This window comes from Streptomyces sp. NPDC059255 (assembly GCF_042752355.1).
GTDB lineage: Bacteria > Actinomycetota > Actinomycetes > Streptomycetales > Streptomycetaceae > Streptomyces.
In genome coordinates, this window is sequence record NZ_JBHYZP010000043.1 from 1 (window position 1) to 21,512 (window position 21,512).

The window sequence follows — 21,512 nt, forward strand, 5'->3', positions numbered from 1 at the left end:
GGGTGCCTGTGTGTGTTTTGTGCGCTGGGTTTGCTCTGGCGCGCTTCGGTGGTGGGGGGCGGCCCGGGGTCTCCGGCGGGGCCCCGCCCCTCTCCGTTCTCCGAGTGCTCCGAGTTCTGCGAGTTCTTCAAGGTCTCCGCCTACTTGCAGACCGTGCCCGCCGCCGGCACCTTCCCGTCCAGCAGATAGCCGTTCACCGCGTTCTGCACGCACCGGTCGCCGCTGTCGTACGAGCCGTGCCCCTGCCCGTGGTACGTCAGCTCGACCCCGACGCCCTTGCCCAGCGCCGTCGCCATCGCCTTCGCGCCCGCGTACGGCGTCGCCGGGTCACCGGTGTTGCCGACGATCAGGATCGGCGCCGAGCCGGGCGCGCTCACGTCCGGGGTACGCCACTGCCCCTTCACGGGCCACCGGGAGCAGCTCATCAGCCCCCAGCCCAGGTAGTCCCCGAAGACGGGCGACGCCTTGCGGAACGCCGGCAGCCTCTCCTTGGTCTGCGCCAGGGTGTAGCGCTCCTTGGAGTCCGCGCAGTTGACGGCCACATTGGCGGCCTGGAGATTGCTGTACTGACCGTTCTGGTCGCGCCCGTTCAGCGAGTCGGAGAGCGCGAGCAGCAGCGCGCCGTTACCGCCGTCCGCCTCGTCGAGGCCCTGCTCCAGATAGGGCCAGAAGTCCTTCGAGTAGAGCGCCTGCGCCACGCCGTTGGTGGCCTGCGTCCCGGTCAGCTTCCGGGCACCGATCCCCTGGATGGGATGCTTCTCGATCCGGTTGAGCAGATCGATGATGAACGACTGGATCTCCTTCGGCGTCGAGCCGGGCAGCCGGCAGGCGGCGCCGCGCGCCAGGCAGTCCTTCTCGAAGTTGTCGAGGGCGAGCTGGAACCCCTTCGCCTGGCCGAGCGAGCCCTGCTCGGAGTTCTGCGTCGGGTCGACGACGGCGTCGAAGACCGCCCGGCCGACGGACTTCGGGTACAGGTGGGCGTAGACGCCGCCCAGCTCGGTACCGTACGAGATCCCGAAGTAGTACAGCTTCTTGTCCCCGAGGACCTGCCGCATCAGCTCCATGTCACGCGCGGCGTTGGTCGTACCGACGTACGGGAGGATCTTGCCGGAGTTCTTCTCGCAGGCCGCCGCGAAGTCGGCGAGCCCCTTCGTGAAGGCCTTCTCCTGGGCGGGCGTGGTGGGCGTGGCGTCCTGGGCGAAGTACGCGTCGAGCTGCTTGGCGTTCTCGCACCGGACGCCGTCGCTGAGGCCGACCCCGCGCGGGTCGAAGCTCACCAGGTCGTAGCGGGAGCGCAGCTTCTCGTAGTCCTTGGCGAAGGCCGGCAGCCCGGTGATGCCGGAGCCGCCGGGGCCGCCGAAGTTGAAGATGAGCGAACCGATCCGGTGCTTGGTGTCCCGCGCCTTGGCCCGGATGAGGGCGAGGTCGATCGTGGCGCCGCCCGGTTTCGCGTAGTCGAGCGGCGCCTTCATCGTGGCGCACTGCCACCGCGTGCCGCCGGGCAGCGGCGAGGGTGCCGTACCGCCGCCCTCGGAGGCCGACGGGGCCCGGCACGTCTTCCACCGCAGATGCTGGGTGGTCAGGTCGCCGGGGATGCTCGTGGCCCGGGCGTTCCCGCCGGCCGGATTCCCGAGGGCGGCGTCCGAGGCGTCCGCCCGGTCGGAGCCCGGGGTGCCGGAGCATCCGGAGGCGGCCAGCAGGGCGACGGCGGTGACGGCGGCGAGGGCCGCGGACCGCCGTTCGGGGGAGAGGGGCATGGACCCATCGTGCGCCGGGTCGGCCCGCGCCGCGCGGGGCCGCGGTCCATGCGAGTGGCGGCGTCCGCCGTGACGGACTCCACGGGGCCGCTCCCGGTACGGACGGCCGGCCGCCGTGGGGTGCTGTTCCTACAGGGCGCCCTTGCGCGTGAGGTGGCTGAAGCTCAGCCACCCGGGCAGCACGGGCAGCCAGAGCGTCAGCAGCCGGTAGAGCAGCACCGCGGGCGCCGCCACCTCCTTGGGCAGGCCGACCGCGATCAGACCCAGCGTCAGCGCGCCCTCGACCGCGCCGACCCCGCCCGGGGTGGGCGCCGCCGAGCCCAGCGCGTTGCCCGCCAGGAAGACCACCGCGATGCTCGCGTAGCTGAGCTGCTGGTTGCCGTTGTCGAACGCCCGGATCGAGGCGTCCAGGCACATCACGAACACGCCCGTCAGCAGCAGCATCCCGCCGATGCCGGTGAGCAGCTTCAGCGGCCGCTGGAGCACGTCCAGCATGCGCGGCACCACCCCGGCGAACAGCGAGCGCAGCCGCGTGGCCACGAACTTCCGCAGGAACGGGATCGCGGTCACGACCAGGACCAGCACGGCGACGGTCAGCAGCCCCGCGATCACCGTCCTGGACGGGGTGAGCGACGCGGTCTTCTCCGTGCCGGTCAGATAACCGAAGGAGAGCAGCAGCAAGATGTGCGCGCCGAGCCCGAAGAGCTGGGACGCGCCGACGCTCGCCACCGCGAGCCCCGGCCGTACCCCCGCGCGCTGGAGGAAGCGGGTGTTCAGGGCGACCCCGCCGACCGCCGCCGGGGCGACGACCTTGACGAAGGACCCGGCGACCTGCGCCATGACCGTCCGCCCGAACGGCACCCGCTCCGGTACGAAGCCGAGCAGGCTCATCGCCGCCGCCACATAGCTCAGCGCCGAGAACACCAGCGCCGCGAGCACCCAACCCCAGTGCGCGTCGCTGACGACGGTGGCGAAGTCCACCTGGGTGAGCTGCGTCAGCAGGAAGTATCCGGCGACGGCCCCGGCGATGAAGCTGAGGAGCGTCCGCGGTTTGATCCGCTCCAGCTGGACCGGTTCGACCGGCGCCTGCGGCCTGATCAGCAGCACCTGCTGCCGCATCTGGGAGAGCAGATCCTCCTCGCGGGCCTCGTCCAGCGCGTCGTCTATGGCCCGCTTCTCGGCCTGTTTCTCGGCGCGCAGGGACTTCCGTACGGCCTTGCGGTCGCCGCCCCGGTCGAGGGCGGCCACCTCCGCCGCCTTGGCGCGCTTGGTCCTCTCCGAGGCCGCGAGGACCGCCTCGCGTTCGCGCTGCGAGCGCTCACGGGCGAGCCTGCGCAGCGTCGCGCGGGAGGAACGGCTCAGCGCGATCGGCTGGAGCAGCGGCAGACAGTCGGCGATCGCGTCCGGTCCCAGCACCTCGACCGCCGCGGCGACGGAGCGCTCCGCGCCCACCCGCAGCCCCATGGTGGTGAGCATCTGCGCGGTGTCCATCCGCAGCACCAGATCGCCCGCCGCGATCTCGCCGCCGCGCAGCTCCGTCAGGATCACCTTGCCGGAACGATCCACCAGCAGGGCGTCGCCGGTGAGCCTGCGGTGTGCGATACGCCGCGACTGGAGCGCCTTGACCTGCCGCCAGGCCTCCCGTACCAGCTCGTCGGTGATCTCCTCGTCCGGCAGCGAGTCCAGCGACCGGCCGCCCAGGTGCTCGTAGACGAGCATGACGGCGTCCGGGCCCAGCTCGGAGGTGGCGATCAGCTTGGGCGCGTTGGCCCCGGCGGCGATGGCCGCGTACGCGAGCAGCGCCTCCTGTTCGAGGGCCTGGCGCAGGGAGGGGATGGATCTGCGGGTGGTGATGGAGCGCAGCGTGAGCTGGCGCCAGACCCGGTAGAAGAAGCCCTGCGCCTGCTGCTCGCGGTCGACGACGGTGACGTCGAGGGGCGGGCCGTCCTCCAGGGTGACCAGATAGCGCCGCCCCCGGTCGCCCTGTTCGGTCGCGTCGGCGACGTCCTCGGCGCGCATCGCGTTGACGGGGCGGAAGCCGACATGGCGCAGACCCGCCATCAGGGTCTGCCCGGTCGGCCGTACGTTGGGCGAACCGACCGCGTAGAGCGTGCCGTACGCGACGGTCCAGCCGATCAGCACGGTCAGCATGATCGAGAACGGTGTGGTGTACCCGGCGACCAGCATCGCGAAGGCGTCCAGCAGCAGCACCACCCACAGGACCACCCGCCAGCGTGGTCTTCGGGCCATCCCCACGGCGGTCATGTAGGCGATGACGGGGGCGAGGTAGCCGTGGACGGGGTCGGTGGAACCGGCGCCGAGCTGGGGCCGCGTCAGGGCGTCCGTGATCGACTCGGGCGCGGCCCTGGCGACCCAGAGATCGGTGGCGAGAGTGACGCCGTGCGCCAGTACGGCGGCGAGGACACCGTCCGCGATGCGCAGCCCGTCCCGTTTGATCAGCCGCTCGATCGCGAAGGCGACCGGGACGAGCAGCACGGCGATGCTGGAGACCAGCCCGGCCAGCTTGACGATCAGGTCGGGGGCCTGGCCGGTGCCCTTGCTGATGTCCTGTTCCAGGCCGGAGGTGGTGCCGTGGGCGAAGGCGGAGAGGCCGAGGACGAGGGCGATGGCCAGCACGCCGATGAGCAGCCGCAGCAGGTCGGAGGGGCGGTGGACGCGGGCGGCGAGCAGCGGTTCGTCACCGGAGACGCGGTCGGCCCGGGTGGCGCCGCCGTCGCCATCGGTGTCGTCGTTGCCGTCGCGGCCGGTGTCGGGGGCGGTGTCCGGGCCGGTGTCCCGACCGGTGTCCGGGCCGTCGTTCCGACCGGTGTCCGGGCCGGTGTCCCGACCGGTGTCCGATCCTCCGGTGTGCTGACCGCTCTCCGGGCCGTTGTGCCGACCGGTGTCCGATTCGGCGTCCGGGCCGGAGGACGAGGGCCCACCGGCCTCCGGGCGCGGCTCAGCGCCGGAGGTGTGTGCCGCCGGGGGATGCCGCACGGCCCCCTCCTCTGCCGAATCCGTGTCTTCTTGATCTCGTATCACCAGTCACCGCCCGGATGATGGTGGCACGAGCATCCGACAGAGGGGGGCATCAGGGTGTATTGCGGGGGCATCCGGCGCGTGGGTCCGGGGTGCCGCCGATGTCGGTGGCGTGCGGCAGGATGGTCCGGATGAGGAGCGAGCAACCCGAGGACCCCACGGCGCCCGACGGGTCCGGGCCGCCTGACCTGCCCGGACCGTCCGGCCCCCCGGGGCTGCCGGAGTACGTGGAGCGGGTGCTGGACGTGGCCGAGCTGATCCCACCCGGCCGGGTGATGACGTACGGCGATGTCGCGGAGTGGCTCGGCGACGGCGGGCCGCGCCAGGTGGGCCGGGCGATGGCGCTCTACGGCTCCGCGGTGCCCTGGTGGCGCGTGGTCCGGTCCGACGGCGTCCTGCTGCCCGGGCACGAACTGCGCGCCCTGGCCCACTACCGCGAGGAGGGCACCCCGCTGCGCGAGGCAGCGCGGAGCGCCGAGGGCCATGTGCCGCGCCTGGACATGCGGCGGGCGCGCTGGGACGGCGAGGGCGGCGCGGGGCCGGGCACGGACACGGGCGATGTGACTCACAGATGACAGCTTCCGCCATCGGGCCGCGCGGCGGGCGATCCGGCGTCCGGCCCGCCCGCCGTACGGATGACTCCACCGGCACCACGGCCCACGGAAGAGCGCCGTGCCACGGGGCGGAAGGGGCGGAAGGGGCGGAAGCGTCGGAAAGGGCGGAAGCGGCAGAAGCGGCGCCCGCGACGGAAGCGGCACCGGAGCGCGCGACGGAAGCCACACCGGAGCGTGCGCGTCCGGGACGTCCGACGGCGTAGCGTCGACGGGACGCGCCCGCGGTGTCACAGGCGTTCCGTACGCTCCACGCGTTCTCGGCGTCCTCCGCGTTCCGCGTATCCAGGCCAGCCCCGTCACCACCAGCACCTCCTCCAGGACCGGCGAACCACGTGAGCTCCTCCTTTTCCACCGGACGTACCCCGCACCGCCGGGTACGGCAGCGGCCCCCCGGCGGGTACCGGCTGCTGCGTACGCCGCCCGTGCCGGTGACCCCTCCTGTGCTGGACGCAGCGCAGCGCGCCGTGGTTGACCACCGGACAGGGCCACTCCTGGTGCTGGCGGGCCCCGGCACCGGCAAGACGACGACGCTGGTGGAGTCGGTGGCCGAGCGCGTCGCCCGGGGCACCGCCCCCGAACGGATCCTGGTGCTCACCTTCAGCCGCAAGGCGGCGGTGGAGCTGCGGGACCGTACGGCGGTACGGCTCGGCGGCACCCGGGGTCCGCAGGCGACCACCTTCCACTCGTTCAGCTACGCCCTGATCCGCGCGCATCAGGAGGCCGAACTCTTCACGGAGCCGCTGCGGCTGCTCTCCGGGCCCGAACAGGACGTCGCCGTACGGGACCTCCTCGCCGGCGAGATCGAGCTGGCCCGCGACGGCCGGGGGCGCGTCCGCTGGCCCGACGAACTGCGCGCCTGCCTGACCACGCGGGGCTTCGCCGACGAGGTCCGCGCGGTGCTCGCGCGCAGCCGCGAACTGGGCCTCGGCCCCCGCTCGCTGGCCGCCTTCGCGCGCCGTACGGGCCGCCCCGACTGGTCGGCCGCCGCGTCCTTCCTCGCCGAATACCTGGACGTCCTGGACATGCAGGGGGTGCTCGACTACGCGGAACTGGTGCACCGCGCGGACCTGCTCGCCCGGCGCCCGGAGGTCGCGGAGAAGCTGCGGGCCCGGTACGACGCGGTGTTCGTCGACGAGTACCAGGACACCGACCCGGCGCAGGTACGGCTGCTGGACGCACTGGCCGGCGGGGGGCGCACGCTGGTCTCCTTCGGCGACCCGGACCAGTCGATCTACGCCTTCCGCGGCGCCGACGTGAACGGCATCCTCGACTTTCCGCACGCCTTCCCCCGTACGGACGGCACCCCGGCGCCGGTCGAGGTCCTGACCACCTCCCGCCGCTCGGGCGCCGGCCTGCTGGCGGCCACCCGGCTGCTGACGCGCCGTATGCCGCTGAACCGGCTGCCGGCGGAGAAGGTACGGGCCCACCGTGAGCTGGCGGCGGTACGGGAGGGCGGGCGGATCGAGACGTACACCTTCCCGACCCCGTCCACGGAGCTGGACAACATCGCCGACATCCTGCGCCGCGCGCATTTGGAGGACGGCGTGCCCTGGCAGGACATGGCGGTCCTGGTCCGTGCGGGAGGCCGCACGATCCCCTCGATCCGCCGCGCCCTGACCTCGGCGGGCGTCCCCCTAGAGGTCGACGGCGACGACGTACCACTGCGCCACGAACCGGCCGTCGCCCCCCTGCTGACGGCGCTGCGGGCGGTGGCGACGGCGTCGATCGCCCCGCCGGAGGAGCCCCCCGCCCCCGTAGCGGAGCCCGCCCCTGAGCCCGCGCCCTCCCCCGAGCCGGCGCCCGCGCCTGTGCCCGCCCCAGCGCCCGTCCCCGAGCCGGAACCCACCCCCACCCCCATCGCTGAGCCCGTGCCCGCCACCTGGCTCGACGTGGAGACCGCGCTCACCCTCCTCGCCTCGCCCCTCGGCGGCATGGACGCCGCCGATCTGCGCCGCCTCGGCCGGGCCCTGCGGGACGAGGAACGGGCCGGCGGGACCCGGATCCCGGCCGCCTCCGACGTGCTGCTCGCCCGCGCGCTCGCCGAGCCCGAGCGACTGGTGGCGCACGACCCCGCGTACGCCCGGGGCGCGCAGCGGCTCGGCGCGCTGCTGCGCAAGGCGCGCGAGCTGCTGGCCGGCGGCGGCACCGCGGAGGAGGCGCTCTGGGAGCTGTGGGACGGCACGCCCTGGCCCACGCGGCTCGAACGCTCCGCCCTGCGCGGCGGCGCCGGCGGCCGCAACGCCGACCGCGATCTCGACGCCGTGTGCGCCCTGTTCGACGCCGCGGCCCGCGCCGAGGAACGCACCGGCGGCCGGGGCGCGCTCAACTTCCTGGAGGAACTGGACGCCCAGGACATCGCCGCCGACACGCTCAGCCGCCGCGCCGTACGCCCCGACGCCGTGCGGCTGATGACGGCGCACCGCGCCAAGGGGCTCGAATGGGGCCTGGTGGTCGTCGCGGGCGTACAGGAGGGCCTCTGGCCCGATCTGCGGCGCCGGGGCTCGCTCCTGGAAGCCGACCGGATCGGCCGCGACGGGCTCGCGGAACCGCTCACTCCGGGGGCCCTGCTGACGGAGGAGCGCCGCCTGTTCTACGTGGCGGCCACCCGGGCGCGCGACCGGCTCGTCGTCACCGCGGTCAAGGCCCCCGCCGACGACGGCGACCAGCCCTCCCGCTTCCTCACCGAGCTGGGCGTCGAGCCCAGGGACGTCACCGGCCGCCCGCGCCGCCCGCTCGCCGTCGCCGCGCTCGTCGCCGAACTGCGCGCGACCACCGTCGACCCGGCCGCCTCCCCGGGCCTGCGCGACGCCGCGGCACGCCGCCTCGCCCGGCTCGCGGCCCTCAGCGACGAGGAGGGCCAGGCGCTCGTCCCGGCCGCCCATCCGCACCGCTGGTGGGGCCTGTACGAGCCGACCCGCAGCGCGGTCCCGCTGCGCGACCGGGACCAGCCCGTAGCGCTCTCCGGGAGCGCCCTGGACCAACTGGCGAACACCTGTGCCCTCCAGTGGTTCCTGGGCCGCGAGGTGAAGGCGGACGCGCCCGCCACCGCTGCCCAGGGGTTCGGCAACGTCGTCCACGTGCTGGCCGACGAGGTGGCCTCCGGCCGTACCCCCGCCGATCTCGCCGTTCTCATGGAGCGGCTGGACTCCGTATGGGACGCCCTCGCCTTCGACGCCCCATGGAAGTCCCAGCAGGAGAAGGAGCAGGCGCGGGCGGCGCTCGAACGCTTTCTGCGCTGGCACGTCACGGACCGCGGCGGCCGCACCCCCGCCGCCACCGAGCACGGCTTCGACGTGACACTGGAGGCGGGGGCCTACGAGGTACGGATCCGGGGCTCCATGGACCGCGTCGAACAGGACGCACAGGGGCGGGCCTACGTCGTCGACTTCAAGACCGGCAAACAGGCCCCCTCCAAGGACGAGGTGGCCCACCACCCCCAGCTCGCCGTCTACCAGCTCGCGGTCCGCGAGGGCGCCCTGGACGAGGTCTTCGACGGCCGCCGCCCCGAACCGGGCGGCGCCGAACTCGTCCAGCTCCGCCAGCCCGCGCCGAAGAAGGAAGGCGGCGACGCGCTCCCCAGGATCCAGGCACAGGAACCGCTCACGGGGGAGTGGGTCGGCGAACTGCTCACCACGGCGGCCGGCCGCGTACTCGACGAACGCTTCACCCCCACCACGGGCCAGCACTGCGGCCACTGCGCCTTCCGCGCCTCGTGCAGCGCGCAGCCGGAGGGCCGCCAGGTCGTGGAATGAGACACCGGATCGACGGGTGACCGGTATGGGTGGTGGTCCGGGCGGCCTGATCCGACAGCCCCGGAACGGCCCCCGCCCGTGATGTCGGTGGGGCCGGTTAGCCTTCCTGAGGTGTCCGTGCATCTCACCGATCCCGAGCAGCTCAAGGAGCTGCTGGGCATCCCCTTCACCCCGGAGCAGATGGCGTGCGTCACCGCGCCGCCCGCCCCGCAGGTCATCGTGGCCGGGGCCGGGTCGGGGAAGACGACGGTGATGGCCGCCCGGGTGGTGTGGCTTGTCGGCAGCGGACAGGTCGCGCCCGAGCAGGTCCTCGGGCTCACGTTCACCAACAAGGCCGCCGGCGAGCTCGCCGAGCGCGTCCGCAAGGCGCTGGTGCGGGCCGGGGTCACCGATCCCGACGCCCTCCCCGCGGTCCCCGGTGGCGGCTCCCACCCATCACCCGGCCGCCAACCCTCGACGGCGGCGACGAGCGCCGACCCCTCCGATCCGCCGGGCGAGCCGCGTATCTCCACGTACCACGCCTTCGCCGGCCGGCTGCTCACCGACCACGGGCTGCGGATAGGACTTGAGCCCACCGCCCGGCTCCTCGCCGACGCCACCCGCTTCCAGCTCGCCGCCCGCGTCCTGCGGGAGGCGCCGGGACCGTACCCGGCCCTGACCAAGACGCTCCCGGCCCTGGTCAGCGATCTGCTCGCCCTCGACGCCGAACTGGCCGAACACCTCGTCACCCCCGGCCGGCTCGGCTCGTACGACACCGACCTCCTGCGCACCCTCGACGGCGCGCGGCTCTCCAACGCCGACCTGCGCAAGGTCCCCGAGACGGCCGTCGCCCGCCGTGAGCTGCTCGACCTCGTCGGCCGCTACCGCGCCGCCAAACGCGCCCGCGACCTCCTCGACTTCGGCGACCAGATCGCCCTCTCCGCCGAACTCGCCACCACCCGCCCCGAGGTCGGCGCCCTGCTGAGGGACGAGTTCCGGGTCGTCCTCCTCGACGAGTACCAGGACACGTCCGTCGCCCAGCGGCTCCTGCTCTCCGGACTCTTCGGCGGCGGCACCGGACACGCCGTCACCGCCGTCGGCGACCCCTGCCAGGCGATCTATGGCTGGCGCGGCGCCTCCGTGGCCAACCTCGACGACTTCCCGGCCCACTTCCCGGCCGCCGACGGCGCCCCCGCCGCCCGCTTCTCCCTCAGCGAGAACCGCCGCAGCGGCGGCCGGCTCCTCGACCTCGCCAACGGCCTCGCGGAACCGCTGCGCGCCATGCACGAAGGCGTCGAGGCGCTGCGCCCCGCCCCCGGCGCCGAGCGCGACGGTTCCGTACGCTGCGCCCTGCTCCCGACGCACGCCGAGGAGATCGACTGGCTCGCCGACTCCCTCGCCCACCTCGTCCGCACCGGCAAGGATCCCGGCGAGATCGCCGTGCTCTGCCGCACGGCGGGGGACTTCCCGGAGATCCAGGGCGCGCTGGTGGCCCGTGACATCCCCGTCGAGGTCGTCGGCCTGTCGGGGCTCCTGCACCTCCCCGAGGTGGCCGATCTCGTCGCCATGTGCGAGGTCCTCCAGGACCCCGGTGCCAACGCCTCCCTCGTACGCCTCCTCACCGGCCCCCGCTGGCGCATCGGCCCGCGCGACCTGGCGCTGCTCGGCCGCCGCGCCCGGCTGCTCGTCCACCGCGGCCCGGCGGAGGGCGCACCGGACGACACCGAGACGCGGCTGGCCGCGGCCGTCGAGGGCACCGACCCCGCCGAGGTGATCTCCCTCGCGGACGCCCTCGACACCTTCCTGGAGCCGGCCGGGGCCCCGGCGGACCACCTGCCCTTCTCCGCCGCCGCCCGGGTCCGCTTCGCCCGCCTCGCCACCGAGCTGCGTGAGCTGCGCCGCTCCCTGGCCGACCCGCTGATGGACGTGCTGCACCGCGTCCTCGCCACGACCGGCCTCGAAGTCGAACTCTCCGCGTCCCCGCACGCCCTGGCCGCCCGCCGCCGGGAGACCCTGAGCAACTTCCTCGACATCGCGGCCTCCTTCGCCGCGCTCGACGGGGAGGCCGGGCTGCTCGCCTTCCTGGCGTTCCTCCGTACCGCCGCGCAGTACGAGAAGGGCCTGGACCACGCGCTGCCGGGCGGCGAGAACACGGTCAAGGTGCTCACCGCCCACAAGTCCAAGGGCCTGGAGTGGGACGTCGTCGCGGTCCCCGGACTGGTCACCGGACACTTCCCGAGCACCAAGGCCCGCGAAGCCTGGACCGCCCAGCCGAAGGTCCTTCCGCACGCGCTGCGCGGGGACGCGCCGACCCTCCCCGAGGTCGCGTCCTGGGACGCGAAGGGGCTCAAGTCCTTCAAGGAGGAGCTGAAGGCGCACCAGCACACCGAGGAACTCCGCCTCGGCTACGTCACCTTCACCCGCCCGCGCTCCCTGCTGCTCGGCTCGGGCCACTGGTGGGGCCCCACCCAGAAGCGGACGAGGGGGCCGTCGGACTTCCTGTACGCGTTGTACGAGCACTGCGCGGCGGGGCACGGCGAGATCGAGGTGTGGGCGGACGAGCCGGAGGAGTCCGAGGAGAACCCGTCCCTGGCGGCCGGGACCACCCCGCACCCCTGGCCGCTGCCTTTGGACGCGGAGTCCCTGGCCCGCCGCAGGGAGGCCGCGGACACGGTCCTGGCCCACCTGGAGGAACTCCGTGGCCAGGAGTCCGGGGCGGCGAACGCCCCGCGGGAGCTGGGAGCCCCGGGCACCTCGGACGCCCGGGAGAGCGCGGACGAGCTGGCCGGCCCTAACGACCCGGCCGATCCTGACGACCCGGCCGACCCTGACGACCTGGCCGACCCTGACGACCCGGAATTCTGGAACGGCCTCTTCGACTCCGACCTCACCGACCCTGCTGATCCCACCGACCCTGCTGATCCCGGCGACCACTCCGACCCCACCGGCGACGCGGGCGATCTGGGCGCCCCGGACGCCCCGGGCCGGTCCGTTGTTCCACCGGCCGTGTCCGACGAGGACCCCTGGGACCCCCCGGACCCCTGGGACTCCCCGGACCCCTGGGACTCCCCGGACCCCTGGGAGGACTATCCGGAGGACGCCCCCGGGGAGGACCACCCCGACCCCCGGGAGACCGCGCCCCAGCCCTTCCTCCCGGCCCCCCGGTCACCGGTTCCCGGGCGGGGCGGGGCGGGGGAGGGGCCGACCCCCGAAGAGGCCCGCACCCTCGCCTCCTGGGACCGCGACCTCGACGCCCTCGCGGGCGAACTCGCGCGGACCCGCGCCACCGTCCGCGATGTCCCCGTACCGCCGTCCCTCTCCGCCTCCCAGCTGCTGCGCCTCGCCGCCGACCCCGACGCCTTCGCCCACGAACTGGCGCGCCCCATGCCCCGGCCCCCGCAGCCCGCCGCGCGCCGGGGCACCCGGTTCCATGCCTGGGTGGAGTCGCGGTTCGAGGAGCTGCCGCTCCCGATGCTCGGACCCGACGAGCTGCCCGGCGGCGCCGAGGACGAACCCGAGATCGCCGACGAACGCGACCTCGCCGCCCTCAAGGAGGCGTTCGAGCGCACCCCGTACGCCCGGCGCACGCCGTACCGCGTGGAGGCGCCGTTCCATCTCACCCTCGCGGGCCGGATGATCCGCGGCCGTATCGACGCCGTCTACCGTCACCCCGCGTCCACCGACGCGTCCGCGCAGGGCACCGACGATTCCGCACCCGGCGCGGACGCGGCGCCGTACACGTACGAGATCGTCGACTGGAAGACCGGCCGCACCGGCGGCGACCCCCTCCAGCTCGCCGTCTACCGCCTCGCCTGGGCCGAGCAGCACGGGCTCCCGCCCGAGGCCGTGTCGGCGGCGTTCCTCTACGTACGGACCGGCGAGGTCGTCCGCCCCGGCCGGCTCCCGGGCCGCGCGGAGCTGGAACGGATCCTCACCGCCGAGGCTCCTTACGACACCGGGGGCGGCCACGGCGGTCCCGGCGCACCCACGGACGAGCGATCTGCGCGACAGGCAGACGAGACAGCCCGCCGGGCCCGTTAGGCTCGACGTCATGAGCGACATGCCGGACAGCGTCGTCCGTACGTATATCCAGACCCACCGCACGGCCTTCCTCGACGACCTCGCCGACTGGCTGCGCATCCCTTCCGTATCCGCCGACCCCGAACACGACGCTGACGTGCGGCGCAGTGCCGACTGGCTTGCCGCCAAGCTCAAGGAGACGGGCTTCCCGGTCACCGAGATCTGGGACACCCCGGGCGCCCCCGCCGTCTTCGCCGAGTGGCCCTCCGAGGACCCGGACGCCCCCACCGTGCTCGTCTACGGCCACCACGACGTGCAGCCCGCCGCCGTCGAGGACGGCTGGGACACCGACCCCTTCGAGCCGGTCGTACGGGACGGCAGGATGTACGGGCGGGGCGCCGCCGACGACAAGGGCCAGGTGTTCTTCCACACGCTCGGCGTGCGCGCCCATCTCGCCGCCACCGGGCGCACCACCCCGGCGGTCCACCTGAAACTCCTCGTCGAGGGCGAGGAGGAGTCGGGCTCCCCGCACTTCCGTGCCCTCGCCGAGCAGCGTGCCGCGCGTCTCGCCGCCGATGTGGTGATCGTCTCGGACACCGGCATGTGGTCCGAGGACACCCCGACCGTCTGCACCGGCATGCGGGGTCTCGCCGACTGCGAGATCGAGCTGTACGGCCCCGACCAGGACATCCACTCCGGCTCCTTCGGCGGGGCGGTCCCCAATCCGGCCACCATCGCGGCCCGCCTCGTCGGGGCGCTGCACGACGAGGACGAACGCGTCACGGTCCCCGGTTTCTACGACGGCGTCGCCGACCTCACCGACGCCGAGCGTGCCCTCATCGCCGAGCTGCCCTTCGACGAGGCGGAGTGGCTCCGTACGGCCGCGTCACACGGCACCCTCGGCGAGGCCGGCCACTCCACCCTGGAGCGCGTCTGGGCCCGCCCCACCGCCGAGGTCAACGGCATCGGCGGCGGCTACCAAGGCCCCGGCGGCAAGACGATCATCCCGTCCTCCGCCCACCTGAAGCTCTCGTTCCGGCTGGTCGCCGGGCAGGACCCCGACCAGGTGGAGCGGGCCGTGCGGGCCTGGGCCGAGGCGAGGATCCCGGCCGGGATCCGGCACAAGATCAGCTTCGGTGCGGCCACCCGGCCCTGTCTGACCCCGCTGGACCACCCCGCGCTCCGGTCGGTGGTCCGGGCCATGACCCGTGCCTTCGGACAGAAGATCCGCTTCACCCGCGAGGGCGGCTCGGGACCGGCCGCCGATCTCCAGGACGTGCTGGGCGCACCCGTACTGTTTTTGGGTATCTCCGTGCCGTCCGACGGCTGGCACGCGCCCAACGAGAAGGTCGAGATCGACCTGCTCCTGAAGGGTGTGGAGACCACCGCCTACCTGTGGGGCGACCTCGCGGCCACCCCCACCCCGCGCTGACCCCACGCCCGCCTTTCCACCGCCCGCCTCACCACCGACGACTCCACCGACCACTCCGCTGACCAGACACCCACACCGCCCCGGGGGAGTAGAAAGAACCTGTGAGCACCATCAGCAGTGACGCCACCGCACACCAGCCCATCGGCCTGACCGCGCACAGCGGCATCGACCGCGCGGCGCACCACCGTCTCGACGAGGCATGGCTTGCGGCGGCCTGGAGCCACCCGACGACCAGGGTCTTCGTGGTGTCCGGCGGCCAGGTGCTGATCGACGACACCCCTGACGGGCGGACCGAACTGGTCATGACCCCGTCCTTCGAGGCTCCCCTCACCGAGACGCACCGCTACTTCCTCGGCACGGACGGGGACGGCGTACGGTACTTCGCGCTCCAGAAGGACTCGCTCCCCGGGCGGATGGACCAGTCCGCGCGCGCCGCGGGGCTGCGTGAGGCGGGTGTTCTGCTCTCCGCGCGTGACGCGGGTCTCATGGTGCACGCCGTGGCGCTGGAGAACTGGCAGCGGCTGCACCGCTTCTGCTCCCGCTGCGGCGAGCGCACGGTCATCGCGGCGGCCGGTCACATCCGCCGCTGCCCTGCGTGCGGGGCCGAGCACTACCCGCGTACCGACCCCGCGGTGATCATGCTGGTGACGGACGAGGAGGACCGCGCGCTGCTGGGCCGCCAGGTCCACTGGCCCGAGGGCCGGTTCTCCACGCTCGCCGGCTTCGTCGAGCCCGGCGAGTCGATCGAGCAGTCGGTGGCCCGCGAGGTCTTCGAGGAGGCGGGCGTCACGGTCGGCGAGGTCGAGTACATCGCCAGCCAGCCGTGGCCCTTCCCGTCCAGCCTGATGCTGGGCTTCATGGCCCGCGCCACCTCGTCGGAGATCACCGTGGACGGCGAGGAGATCGAGGAGGCGCGCTGGTTCTCCCGCGAGGACCTGCGCACCGCGATCGAGACGGGCGAGATCCTGCCCCCGCTCGGCATCTCCATCGCCGCGCGCCTGGTGGAACTGTGGTACGGCAAGCCGCTGCCGAAGCCGCTGAACTGACCCCGTCGGCACGGCGGACCCCGAGGCACCCGCCCCACCGCCCCAGGGCATCCCGCACAGCAGAGACCCCCGGCCGCCGTCCACGAGGCGACCGGGGGCCGTGCGGTGCGAGGATCAGGCGCTGAGGGCCTGCTTGACCTGGGCGAGGCTCGGGTTGGTCATCACGACCTCGGCGCCCCCGCCGACGGGAACCACCTGCACCGTCGGCACGGTCTGGTTGCCGCCGTTCGCCTTCTCGACGAAGGCCGCCGACTCCGGGTCGTGCTCGATGTTGATCTCCGTGTACGCGATGCCCTCGCGGTCCATCTGGCCCTTGAGCCGACGGCAGTATCCGCACCACGTGGTGCTGTACATCGTCACAGTGCCCGGCATGGTCTCGCACTCCTCTGTCTCGCCTGTCCCGCTGGAAGCGCCGTCCGTCGTACCGGTACGGCGCCCGCAGAATGCTGAACGTAACCGATCCGGCGACCATTCCCGAGGCCGGTATCGCGGGCGCACGATCTGACGGTACGACCGGTGCGGCACCCCTGTGGACAACCGCCGCACCCGCACCGGGGGACCTGGCAGCATGGCGGGGTGACAGCAGCAACGCACCCCTCACTGTTCCCGCGGGAATCCGCCGGCGGCCAGATCGTGGCTCCGCCGCGTGACGCCGACGCCGTGCTCGACGGGCTCGACCCCGAGCAGCGCGAGGTCGCGACGGCCCTGCACGGCCCGGTGTGCGTGCTGGCGGGGGCCGGCACGGGCAAGACGCGCGCGATCACCCACCGGATCGCGTACGGGGTGCGCGCGGGGATACTCCAGCCCGCCAGTGTGCTCGCCGTCACGTTCACCAACCGCGCCGCGGGCGAGATGCGCGGGCGGCTGCGGCAGCTCGGCGCGGGCGGTGTGCAGGCCCGGACGTTCCACGCGGCGGCGCTGCGCCAGCTCCAGTTCTTCTGGCCCAAGGCCGTCGGCGGCTCGCTGCCACGGCTGCTCGACCGAAAGGTCCAGCTCGTCGCGGAGGCCGCCGCGCGCTGCCGGGTCCGGCTCGACCGTAACGAACTGCGCGATGTCACCGGCGAGATCGAGTGGGCGAAGGTCACCCAGACCGTGCCCGCGGACTACCCCGCGGCCGTCGCCAAGTCCCACCGCGACGCCCCGCGCGACGCGGCCGAGATCGGCCAGATCTACGGGATGTACGAGCAGCTCAAGCGCGAGCGCTCGGTGATCGACTTCGAGGACGTCCTGCTCCTCACGGTGGGCGTCCTCCAGGACCGGCACGACATCGCGGACCAGGTCCGCCGCCAGTACCAGCACTTCGTGGTGGACGAGTACCAGGACGTGAGCCCGCTCCAGCAGCGGCTGCTCGACCTGTGGCTCGGCGACCGGGACGACCTCTGTGTGGTGGGGGACGCCAGCCAGACGATCTACTCCTTCACCGGCGCCACCCCCGACCATCTGCTGAACTTCCGCACCCGGCACCCGGGCGCCACCGTGGTCAAGCTGGTCCGCGACTACCGCTCCACCCCGCAGGTCGTCCATCTCGCCAACGGCCTGCTGGGCCAGGCGCGCGGCCGGGCCGCCGAGCACCGCCTGGAGCTGATCTCGCAGCGCGACCCGGGCCCCGAGCCGGTCTGTACGGAGTACGCGGACGAACCCGCCGAGGCCGAGGGCACCGCCCGCCGGATCCGCGATCTGATCGCCGCGGGCGTCCCGGCCGGCGAGATCGCGGTGCTGTACCGCATCAACGCGCAGTCGGAGGTGTACGAACAGGCGCTCGCCGACGCGGGCGTGCCGTACCAGCTCCGGGGCGCCGAGCGGTTCTTCGAGCGCCAGGAGGTCCGGGAGGCGGGCGCGGCCCTGCGCGGTGCCGCGCGCTTCGGAGGGAACGACGCGCTGCTGGACGATGTGGTGGAGCTGCCCTCGCAGGTGCGGGCCGTGCTCTCCACCAAGGGCTGGACCACCGAGCCGCCCGCCGGGTCCGGCGCGGTCCGCGACCGCTGGGAGTCGCTGGCCGCGCTCGTCCGGCTCGCCGAGGACTTCGTACGGGCCAAGCCATCGGCGACCCTCGCCGACCTCGTCACCGAACTGGACGAACGCGCCGCCGCCCAGCACGCGCCCACGGTGCAGGGCGTCACCCTCGCCTCGCTGCACGCGGCGAAGGGCCTGGAGTGGGACGCGGTGTTCCTGGTCGGCCTCACCGAAGGGATGATGCCGATCACCTACGCCAAGACGGACGAGCAGATCGAGGAGGAGCGCCGGCTGCTCTATGTGGGGGTCACCCGTGCGCGGCTCCATCTCACCCTCTCCTGGTCCCTCTCGCGCTCTCCGGGCGGCCGGGCCTCCCGGCGGGTGACCCGCTTCCTGAACGGGCTGCGGCCGGGCTCCACGGCCCCCGGAGCCCGCGCCGCGGGGCCGGGGGCGGGCGGCTCCGTCGAGCGCGGCGGCGCCACCGCCGACGCGCCGGCCGGTGCCACCCGGCGCAGGCGGCGGGGCCCGGCCCGCTGCCGGGTGTGCGGCAGGACCCTCACGGACGCCGGCGAGATGAAGCTGATGCGCTGCGAGGAATGCCCCTCCGACATGGACGAGGGGCTGTACGAGCGGCTGCGGGACTGGCGCGCCGGTCAGGCCAGGCGGATCGGTCAGCCCGCGTACTGCGTGTTCACCGACAAGACGCTGATGGCGATCGCGGAGGCCGTGCCCGGCAGCGCGGGAGAGCTGACCGGTATCCCGGGCGTCGGGATCCGCAAACTGGATCGCTTCGGAGCCGATGTGCTGGCCATCTGCGCAGGTGAGGAAGGTGTGGGCGAGGACGGCGACGACTGAGCCAAACTCGTCGGAAAAATAGTTTGCGCCCGCGCGGGGAATCCCCATAGGTTCTTAACCACGGAACGGCGGGCTTCTCCGAAGCCCGGTCCCCGTGCTCTACTTGTCAAGCAGTACATGTCCACACATACGTGTGACAGATCTTCGGACCTGTCCTTGAGACGCCGAGAGGAGGCGATTCCAGTGATCAGCATCGACTTCAGCTTCATCAGCACCGTCAAAATGACCGATCGTCCGATCGCCTCCGCCTGCTCGCTCGGCCTCTCCCGCACCGAACTCATCGCCAGTGGTCTGTCCGGCGTCTCCGCCGTCAAGCCCGCCGGTCTCTCGGGTCTGCTGACCCGTGAGCGGCCCGTCATGGTCCGCGATGAGCGACCGACCGAGGCACTGGAAGCAGGAGTAGCAGCAGCAGGCAATGCCTATGCCTTTGCGGCGACCGGTGCCGAAACGAAGCAGCAGACGCAGCATCACCTGATGTGGGCCTTCCGTGGGCTCGAACCCTGGAGTGATCCAGCCTGATCGACGATCAGGCCGGCGCCTTCAGGGCCGCGGAACCCCACCCGGGATCCGCGGCCCTTCTGTTTGTCCCGAACGGGACAGCCGGAGCGAAGGGGCCTCGGGACACGCACCACCCGGTACCAGCCGACAACTGGCCGACCAGGCCGGACCGACCAGACGAGGAACGAAACCCGTGCAACTCGAAGCGCACGCCCCGTCCGTACCGCCTTCCGAAGCGATCTCCCCGCCCGTCCCCACGGAGGACTCCACCTTGACCCCGCTGACCGCGCTCACCGCGCTCGACGACGCCATCGAGAACCTCGGCGTGCCCGTTCCCTGCCGTGCCTACGACCCGGAGGTCTTCTTCGCCGAGTCCCCGGCCGACGTCGAGTACGCCAAGGCGCTCTGCGGCACCTGCCCGCTGATCGAGGCCTGCCTCGCCGGCGCGAAGGAGCGGCGTGAGCCGTGGGGTGTCTGGGGTGGCGAACTCTTCGTCCAGGGGGTCGTCGTGGCGCGCAAGCGGCCGCGTGGCCGTCCGCGCAAGAACCCGGTCACGGCATGAACGCCGCCGGAACGATCGACCGTCCCTTCACGCACGATCCCCAGAAGCAGGCCCCGATGACCTCTTCCCTGAGCGAGCCGTCCGGCTCCGCCACCCCAGTTGTTTCCACCATGGGCGCGAACGACTCGCGTCAGAACAGGACCCGCGAGATGCAACTCATCCCAGAAGCCCTGGCTCGCGCGCATATGAACGAGCGCCTGCGTGAGGCCGACGCGGAACGCCGGGCCGTGCGCCTGGTCGCCGCGAGGCGCATGCAGCGTCGTGCCGAGCGCGTGTCCATGCGCGCGCGCCGCGCGCTGGCCATGGCCGTCATGCAGTAACACGGCCTCACCAGGCCATGGGCGTCAGCCACCACCCACGCACCGCGGGGGCCGGTCCCGAGGGACCGGCCCCCGCGGTGCGTTGTCCTGCGTTGTCCAGCGCCGGTGCTCCCGGCGCGGTTGTCGTCGCCCCGCCCCGCCCCGTGCCGAGCAGACCCGACCCGGCCCGCTCGCGACACACGCGGGGTCTCTCAGGCCCCCGCGTCCACCCCCGCTTCGGCGGCCTCGGCGTCCCCGGCGGCCTTGGCCGTCTTCACCTCGTCGAGGTCATCCGCGTCAGGCGCGTCCTCCGCGGCATCCGCTGCGTCCGTGGCCTCCCGCTCCGGCAGGAAGCCGGGCAGCCACTCCTCCAGCTCGTCCCTGAGCCGTACCGCCGCGTTGAGCTGGCAGAGCACCCCGATCGTGCTCAGCGTGACGCGGTGGATCAGCAGATACGACGGCGGCAGATTGAGCTGCTTGCCCAACTGATGGGCGGGCGAACGCGGATCGGCGATCCTCGCCGCCTGCGTACGGATCCAGCTCCGGGTGAAGACGAACTCCTCCACCGCGGCCGGCTCGATGATCGGCAGCAGATACTCCAGCACGGCGTCCGGGTCGAGAGCGATGGATTCCTTGACGAACCCCTCCTCACGCAGCCGGTCGTACACCGCCTCGGCGTCGCCCGCCAACGCCAGCCGCAGCGCCTCACCTATGATGTCGGGCAGCCCGCCCGGGAGCCGGTCCACCGTCCCGAAGTCCAGCACCCCCAGCCGGTACGCGCCCTCCCGCTTCCCGTCCGGTGCCTCCCCGCCCTCCGCGGGCGGCAGCAGCCGGAAGTTCCCCGGGTGCGGGTCCGCGTGCAGCAGCCCCGTGCGCGCCGGACCCGAGAAGAGGAACCGCGCCAGGAGCTGACCCGCCCGGTCCTGCTGCTCCGGTGTGCCGTCCGCGATCACCTCCGACAGCGGAACCCCGTCGATCCACTCGCTCACCAGCACCTGCTCGCCCTGGTGCACCACCTCGGGCACGACCACGTCCGGATCGTCCGCGAACTCCGCCGCGTGCGCCCGCTGGGCCTCCGCCTCCAGCGCGTAGTCCAGCTCCTCGGAGACCCGGTCACGCAACTCGGCGATCAGCGGCTTGATGTCCATCCCCGGGATCAGCGGCCCGAGCAGCACCGCGAAGCGGCTGAGCTGCGTCAGATCGGAGAGCAGCGCCTCCCCGGCCCCCGGATACTGCAGCTTCACCGCGACCTGGCGCCCGTCGTGCCACACCGCCCGGTGCACCTGGCCGATCGACGCGGCGGCCGAGGGCTTCTCCTCGAACTCCAGGAACAGCTCACGCCACTCCTCGCCCAGCCGCTCCGACAGCACCGCGTGCACCGTGCGCGTGGGCATCGGCGGCGCCGCTTCCTGGAGCTTGGTGAGCGCCGCCCGGTAGGGCCCGGCGATCTCCTCGGGCAGTGCCGACTCGAAGACCGACAGGGCCTGCCCGAACTTCATCGCGCCGCCCTTCAGCTCCCCCAGCACCTTGAAGAGCTGGTCCGCCGTGCGCTGTTGGAGCTCCCGGGTGACGATCTCGGCCGACTTGCCGCCGATCCGTTTGCCCAGCCCCCATGTGGCCCGGCCCGCGAAGCCCAGTGGCAGCGTGGCCAGCTTCGCGGTGCGGGTGACCGCCTTCCGGGGAAGATCAGACATGAAGCCCCTCCT

General features: G+C 73.2%; 13 protein-coding genes. 9 read left to right on the top strand and 4 right to left on the bottom strand.

Annotation, left to right across the window (positions count from 1 at the left end; translation table 11 throughout):
• Positions 1-140: 140 nt before the first annotated feature.
• Together ACFXKG_RS35065 and ACFXKG_RS35070 are read right to left on the bottom strand one after the other, a co-directional pair.
• Positions 141-1,757, bottom strand: coding sequence for an alpha/beta hydrolase (locus ACFXKG_RS35065; protein ID WP_384847644.1), 1,617 nt, complete (start codon positions 1,755-1,757; stop codon positions 141-143).
• A gap of 129 nt (positions 1,758-1,886) precedes the next feature.
• A complete protein-coding gene (locus ACFXKG_RS35070; RefSeq protein WP_384847646.1) occupies positions 1,887-4,754 on the bottom strand; it encodes a lysylphosphatidylglycerol synthase domain-containing protein in 2,868 nt (955 codons plus the stop codon).
• A 173-nt stretch (positions 4,755-4,927) separates the two neighbouring features.
• Here ACFXKG_RS35070 and ACFXKG_RS35075 point away from each other — a divergent pair, with 173 nt between their 5' ends.
• The 5 genes from ACFXKG_RS35075 to nudC all read left to right on the top strand — a co-directional run bounded on the left by ACFXKG_RS35075 (position 4,928) and on the right by nudC (position 15,639).
• On the top strand, positions 4,928-5,371 hold the full coding sequence (locus ACFXKG_RS35075; protein ID WP_384847649.1) for an MGMT family protein: 444 nt from the start codon (positions 4,928-4,930) through the stop codon (positions 5,369-5,371).
• Positions 5,372-5,742: 371 nt separating this feature from the next.
• Positions 5,743-9,162 (top strand): ATP-dependent helicase, encoded by a 3,420-nt coding sequence (locus ACFXKG_RS35080; protein WP_384847652.1) that lies wholly within the window; start codon positions 5,743-5,745, stop codon positions 9,160-9,162.
• A 111-nt stretch (positions 9,163-9,273) separates the two neighbouring features.
• Positions 9,274-13,182 (top strand): UvrD-helicase domain-containing protein, encoded by a 3,909-nt coding sequence (locus ACFXKG_RS35085; RefSeq protein WP_384847655.1) that lies wholly within the window; start codon positions 9,274-9,276, stop codon positions 13,180-13,182.
• 10 nt (positions 13,183-13,192) lie between these two features.
• Complete coding sequence (locus ACFXKG_RS35090) at positions 13,193-14,593, top strand: dipeptidase (RefSeq protein WP_384847658.1); 1,401 nt, start codon at positions 13,193-13,195, stop codon at positions 14,591-14,593.
• A gap of 101 nt (positions 14,594-14,694) precedes the next feature.
• Positions 14,695-15,639, top strand: coding sequence for an NAD(+) diphosphatase (gene nudC / locus ACFXKG_RS35095; protein ID WP_384847660.1), 945 nt, complete (start codon positions 14,695-14,697; stop codon positions 15,637-15,639).
• Positions 15,640-15,753: 114 nt separating this feature from the next.
• On the opposite strand, the gene ACFXKG_RS35100 is transcribed toward nudC, so the two are convergent.
• Positions 15,754-16,011, bottom strand: coding sequence for a mycoredoxin (locus ACFXKG_RS35100; protein WP_365812130.1), 258 nt, complete (start codon positions 16,009-16,011; stop codon positions 15,754-15,756).
• A gap of 204 nt (positions 16,012-16,215) precedes the next feature.
• Between ACFXKG_RS35100 and ACFXKG_RS35105 the strand changes: the two genes are divergently transcribed.
• The 4 genes from ACFXKG_RS35105 (at position 16,216) to ACFXKG_RS35120 (ending at position 19,827) form a co-directional block, all read left to right on the top strand.
• Positions 16,216-18,447 (top strand): ATP-dependent DNA helicase UvrD2, encoded by a 2,232-nt coding sequence (locus ACFXKG_RS35105; RefSeq protein WP_384847664.1) that lies wholly within the window; start codon positions 16,216-16,218, stop codon positions 18,445-18,447.
• A gap of 183 nt (positions 18,448-18,630) precedes the next feature.
• Positions 18,631-18,966: a hypothetical protein gene (locus tag ACFXKG_RS35110; protein ID WP_384847667.1), complete on the top strand. Its 336-nt coding sequence runs from the start codon at positions 18,631-18,633 to the stop codon at positions 18,964-18,966.
• A gap of 172 nt (positions 18,967-19,138) precedes the next feature.
• Positions 19,139-19,507 carry a WhiB family transcriptional regulator gene (locus ACFXKG_RS35115; protein ID WP_384847670.1) on the top strand — a complete coding sequence of 123 codons (369 nt, stop codon included), beginning with the start codon at positions 19,139-19,141 and terminating at the stop codon, positions 19,505-19,507.
• The gene (locus ACFXKG_RS35120; RefSeq protein WP_382896334.1) at positions 19,504-19,827 is read left to right on the top strand and encodes a hypothetical protein; all 324 of its coding nucleotides are present in this window, start codon (positions 19,504-19,506) and stop codon (positions 19,825-19,827) included. Before ACFXKG_RS35115 ends, ACFXKG_RS35120 begins: the two co-directional genes overlap by 4 nt.
• Positions 19,828-20,018: 191 nt before the next feature.
• On the opposite strand, the gene ACFXKG_RS35125 is transcribed toward ACFXKG_RS35120, so the two are convergent.
• Entirely contained in the window at positions 20,019-21,500 is a 1,482-nt protein-coding gene (locus tag ACFXKG_RS35125; protein WP_384847673.1) for an ABC1 kinase family protein, read from the bottom strand.
• Positions 21,501-21,512: the final 12 nt, after the last annotated feature.

What these genes read in the sequence shown, in the direction of transcription:
- ACFXKG_RS35065 (WP_384847644.1), bottom strand. Translation starts at nt 1,757, where the DNA reads ATGCCCCTCTCCCCCGAACGGCGGTCCGCGGCCCTCGCCGCCGTCACC.
- ACFXKG_RS35075 (WP_384847649.1), top strand. Translation starts at nt 4,928, where the DNA reads ATGAGGAGCGAGCAACCCGAGGACCCCACGGCGCCCGACGGGTCCGGG.
- ACFXKG_RS35090 (WP_384847658.1), top strand. Translation starts at nt 13,193, where the DNA reads ATGAGCGACATGCCGGACAGCGTCGTCCGTACGTATATCCAGACCCAC.
- ACFXKG_RS35100 (WP_365812130.1), bottom strand. Translation starts at nt 16,011, where the DNA reads ATGCCGGGCACTGTGACGATGTACAGCACCACGTGGTGCGGATACTGC.
- ACFXKG_RS35120 (WP_382896334.1), top strand. Translation starts at nt 19,504, where the DNA reads ATGAACGCCGCCGGAACGATCGACCGTCCCTTCACGCACGATCCCCAG.
- ACFXKG_RS35125 (WP_384847673.1), bottom strand. Translation starts at nt 21,500, where the DNA reads ATGTCTGATCTTCCCCGGAAGGCGGTCACCCGCACCGCGAAGCTGGCC.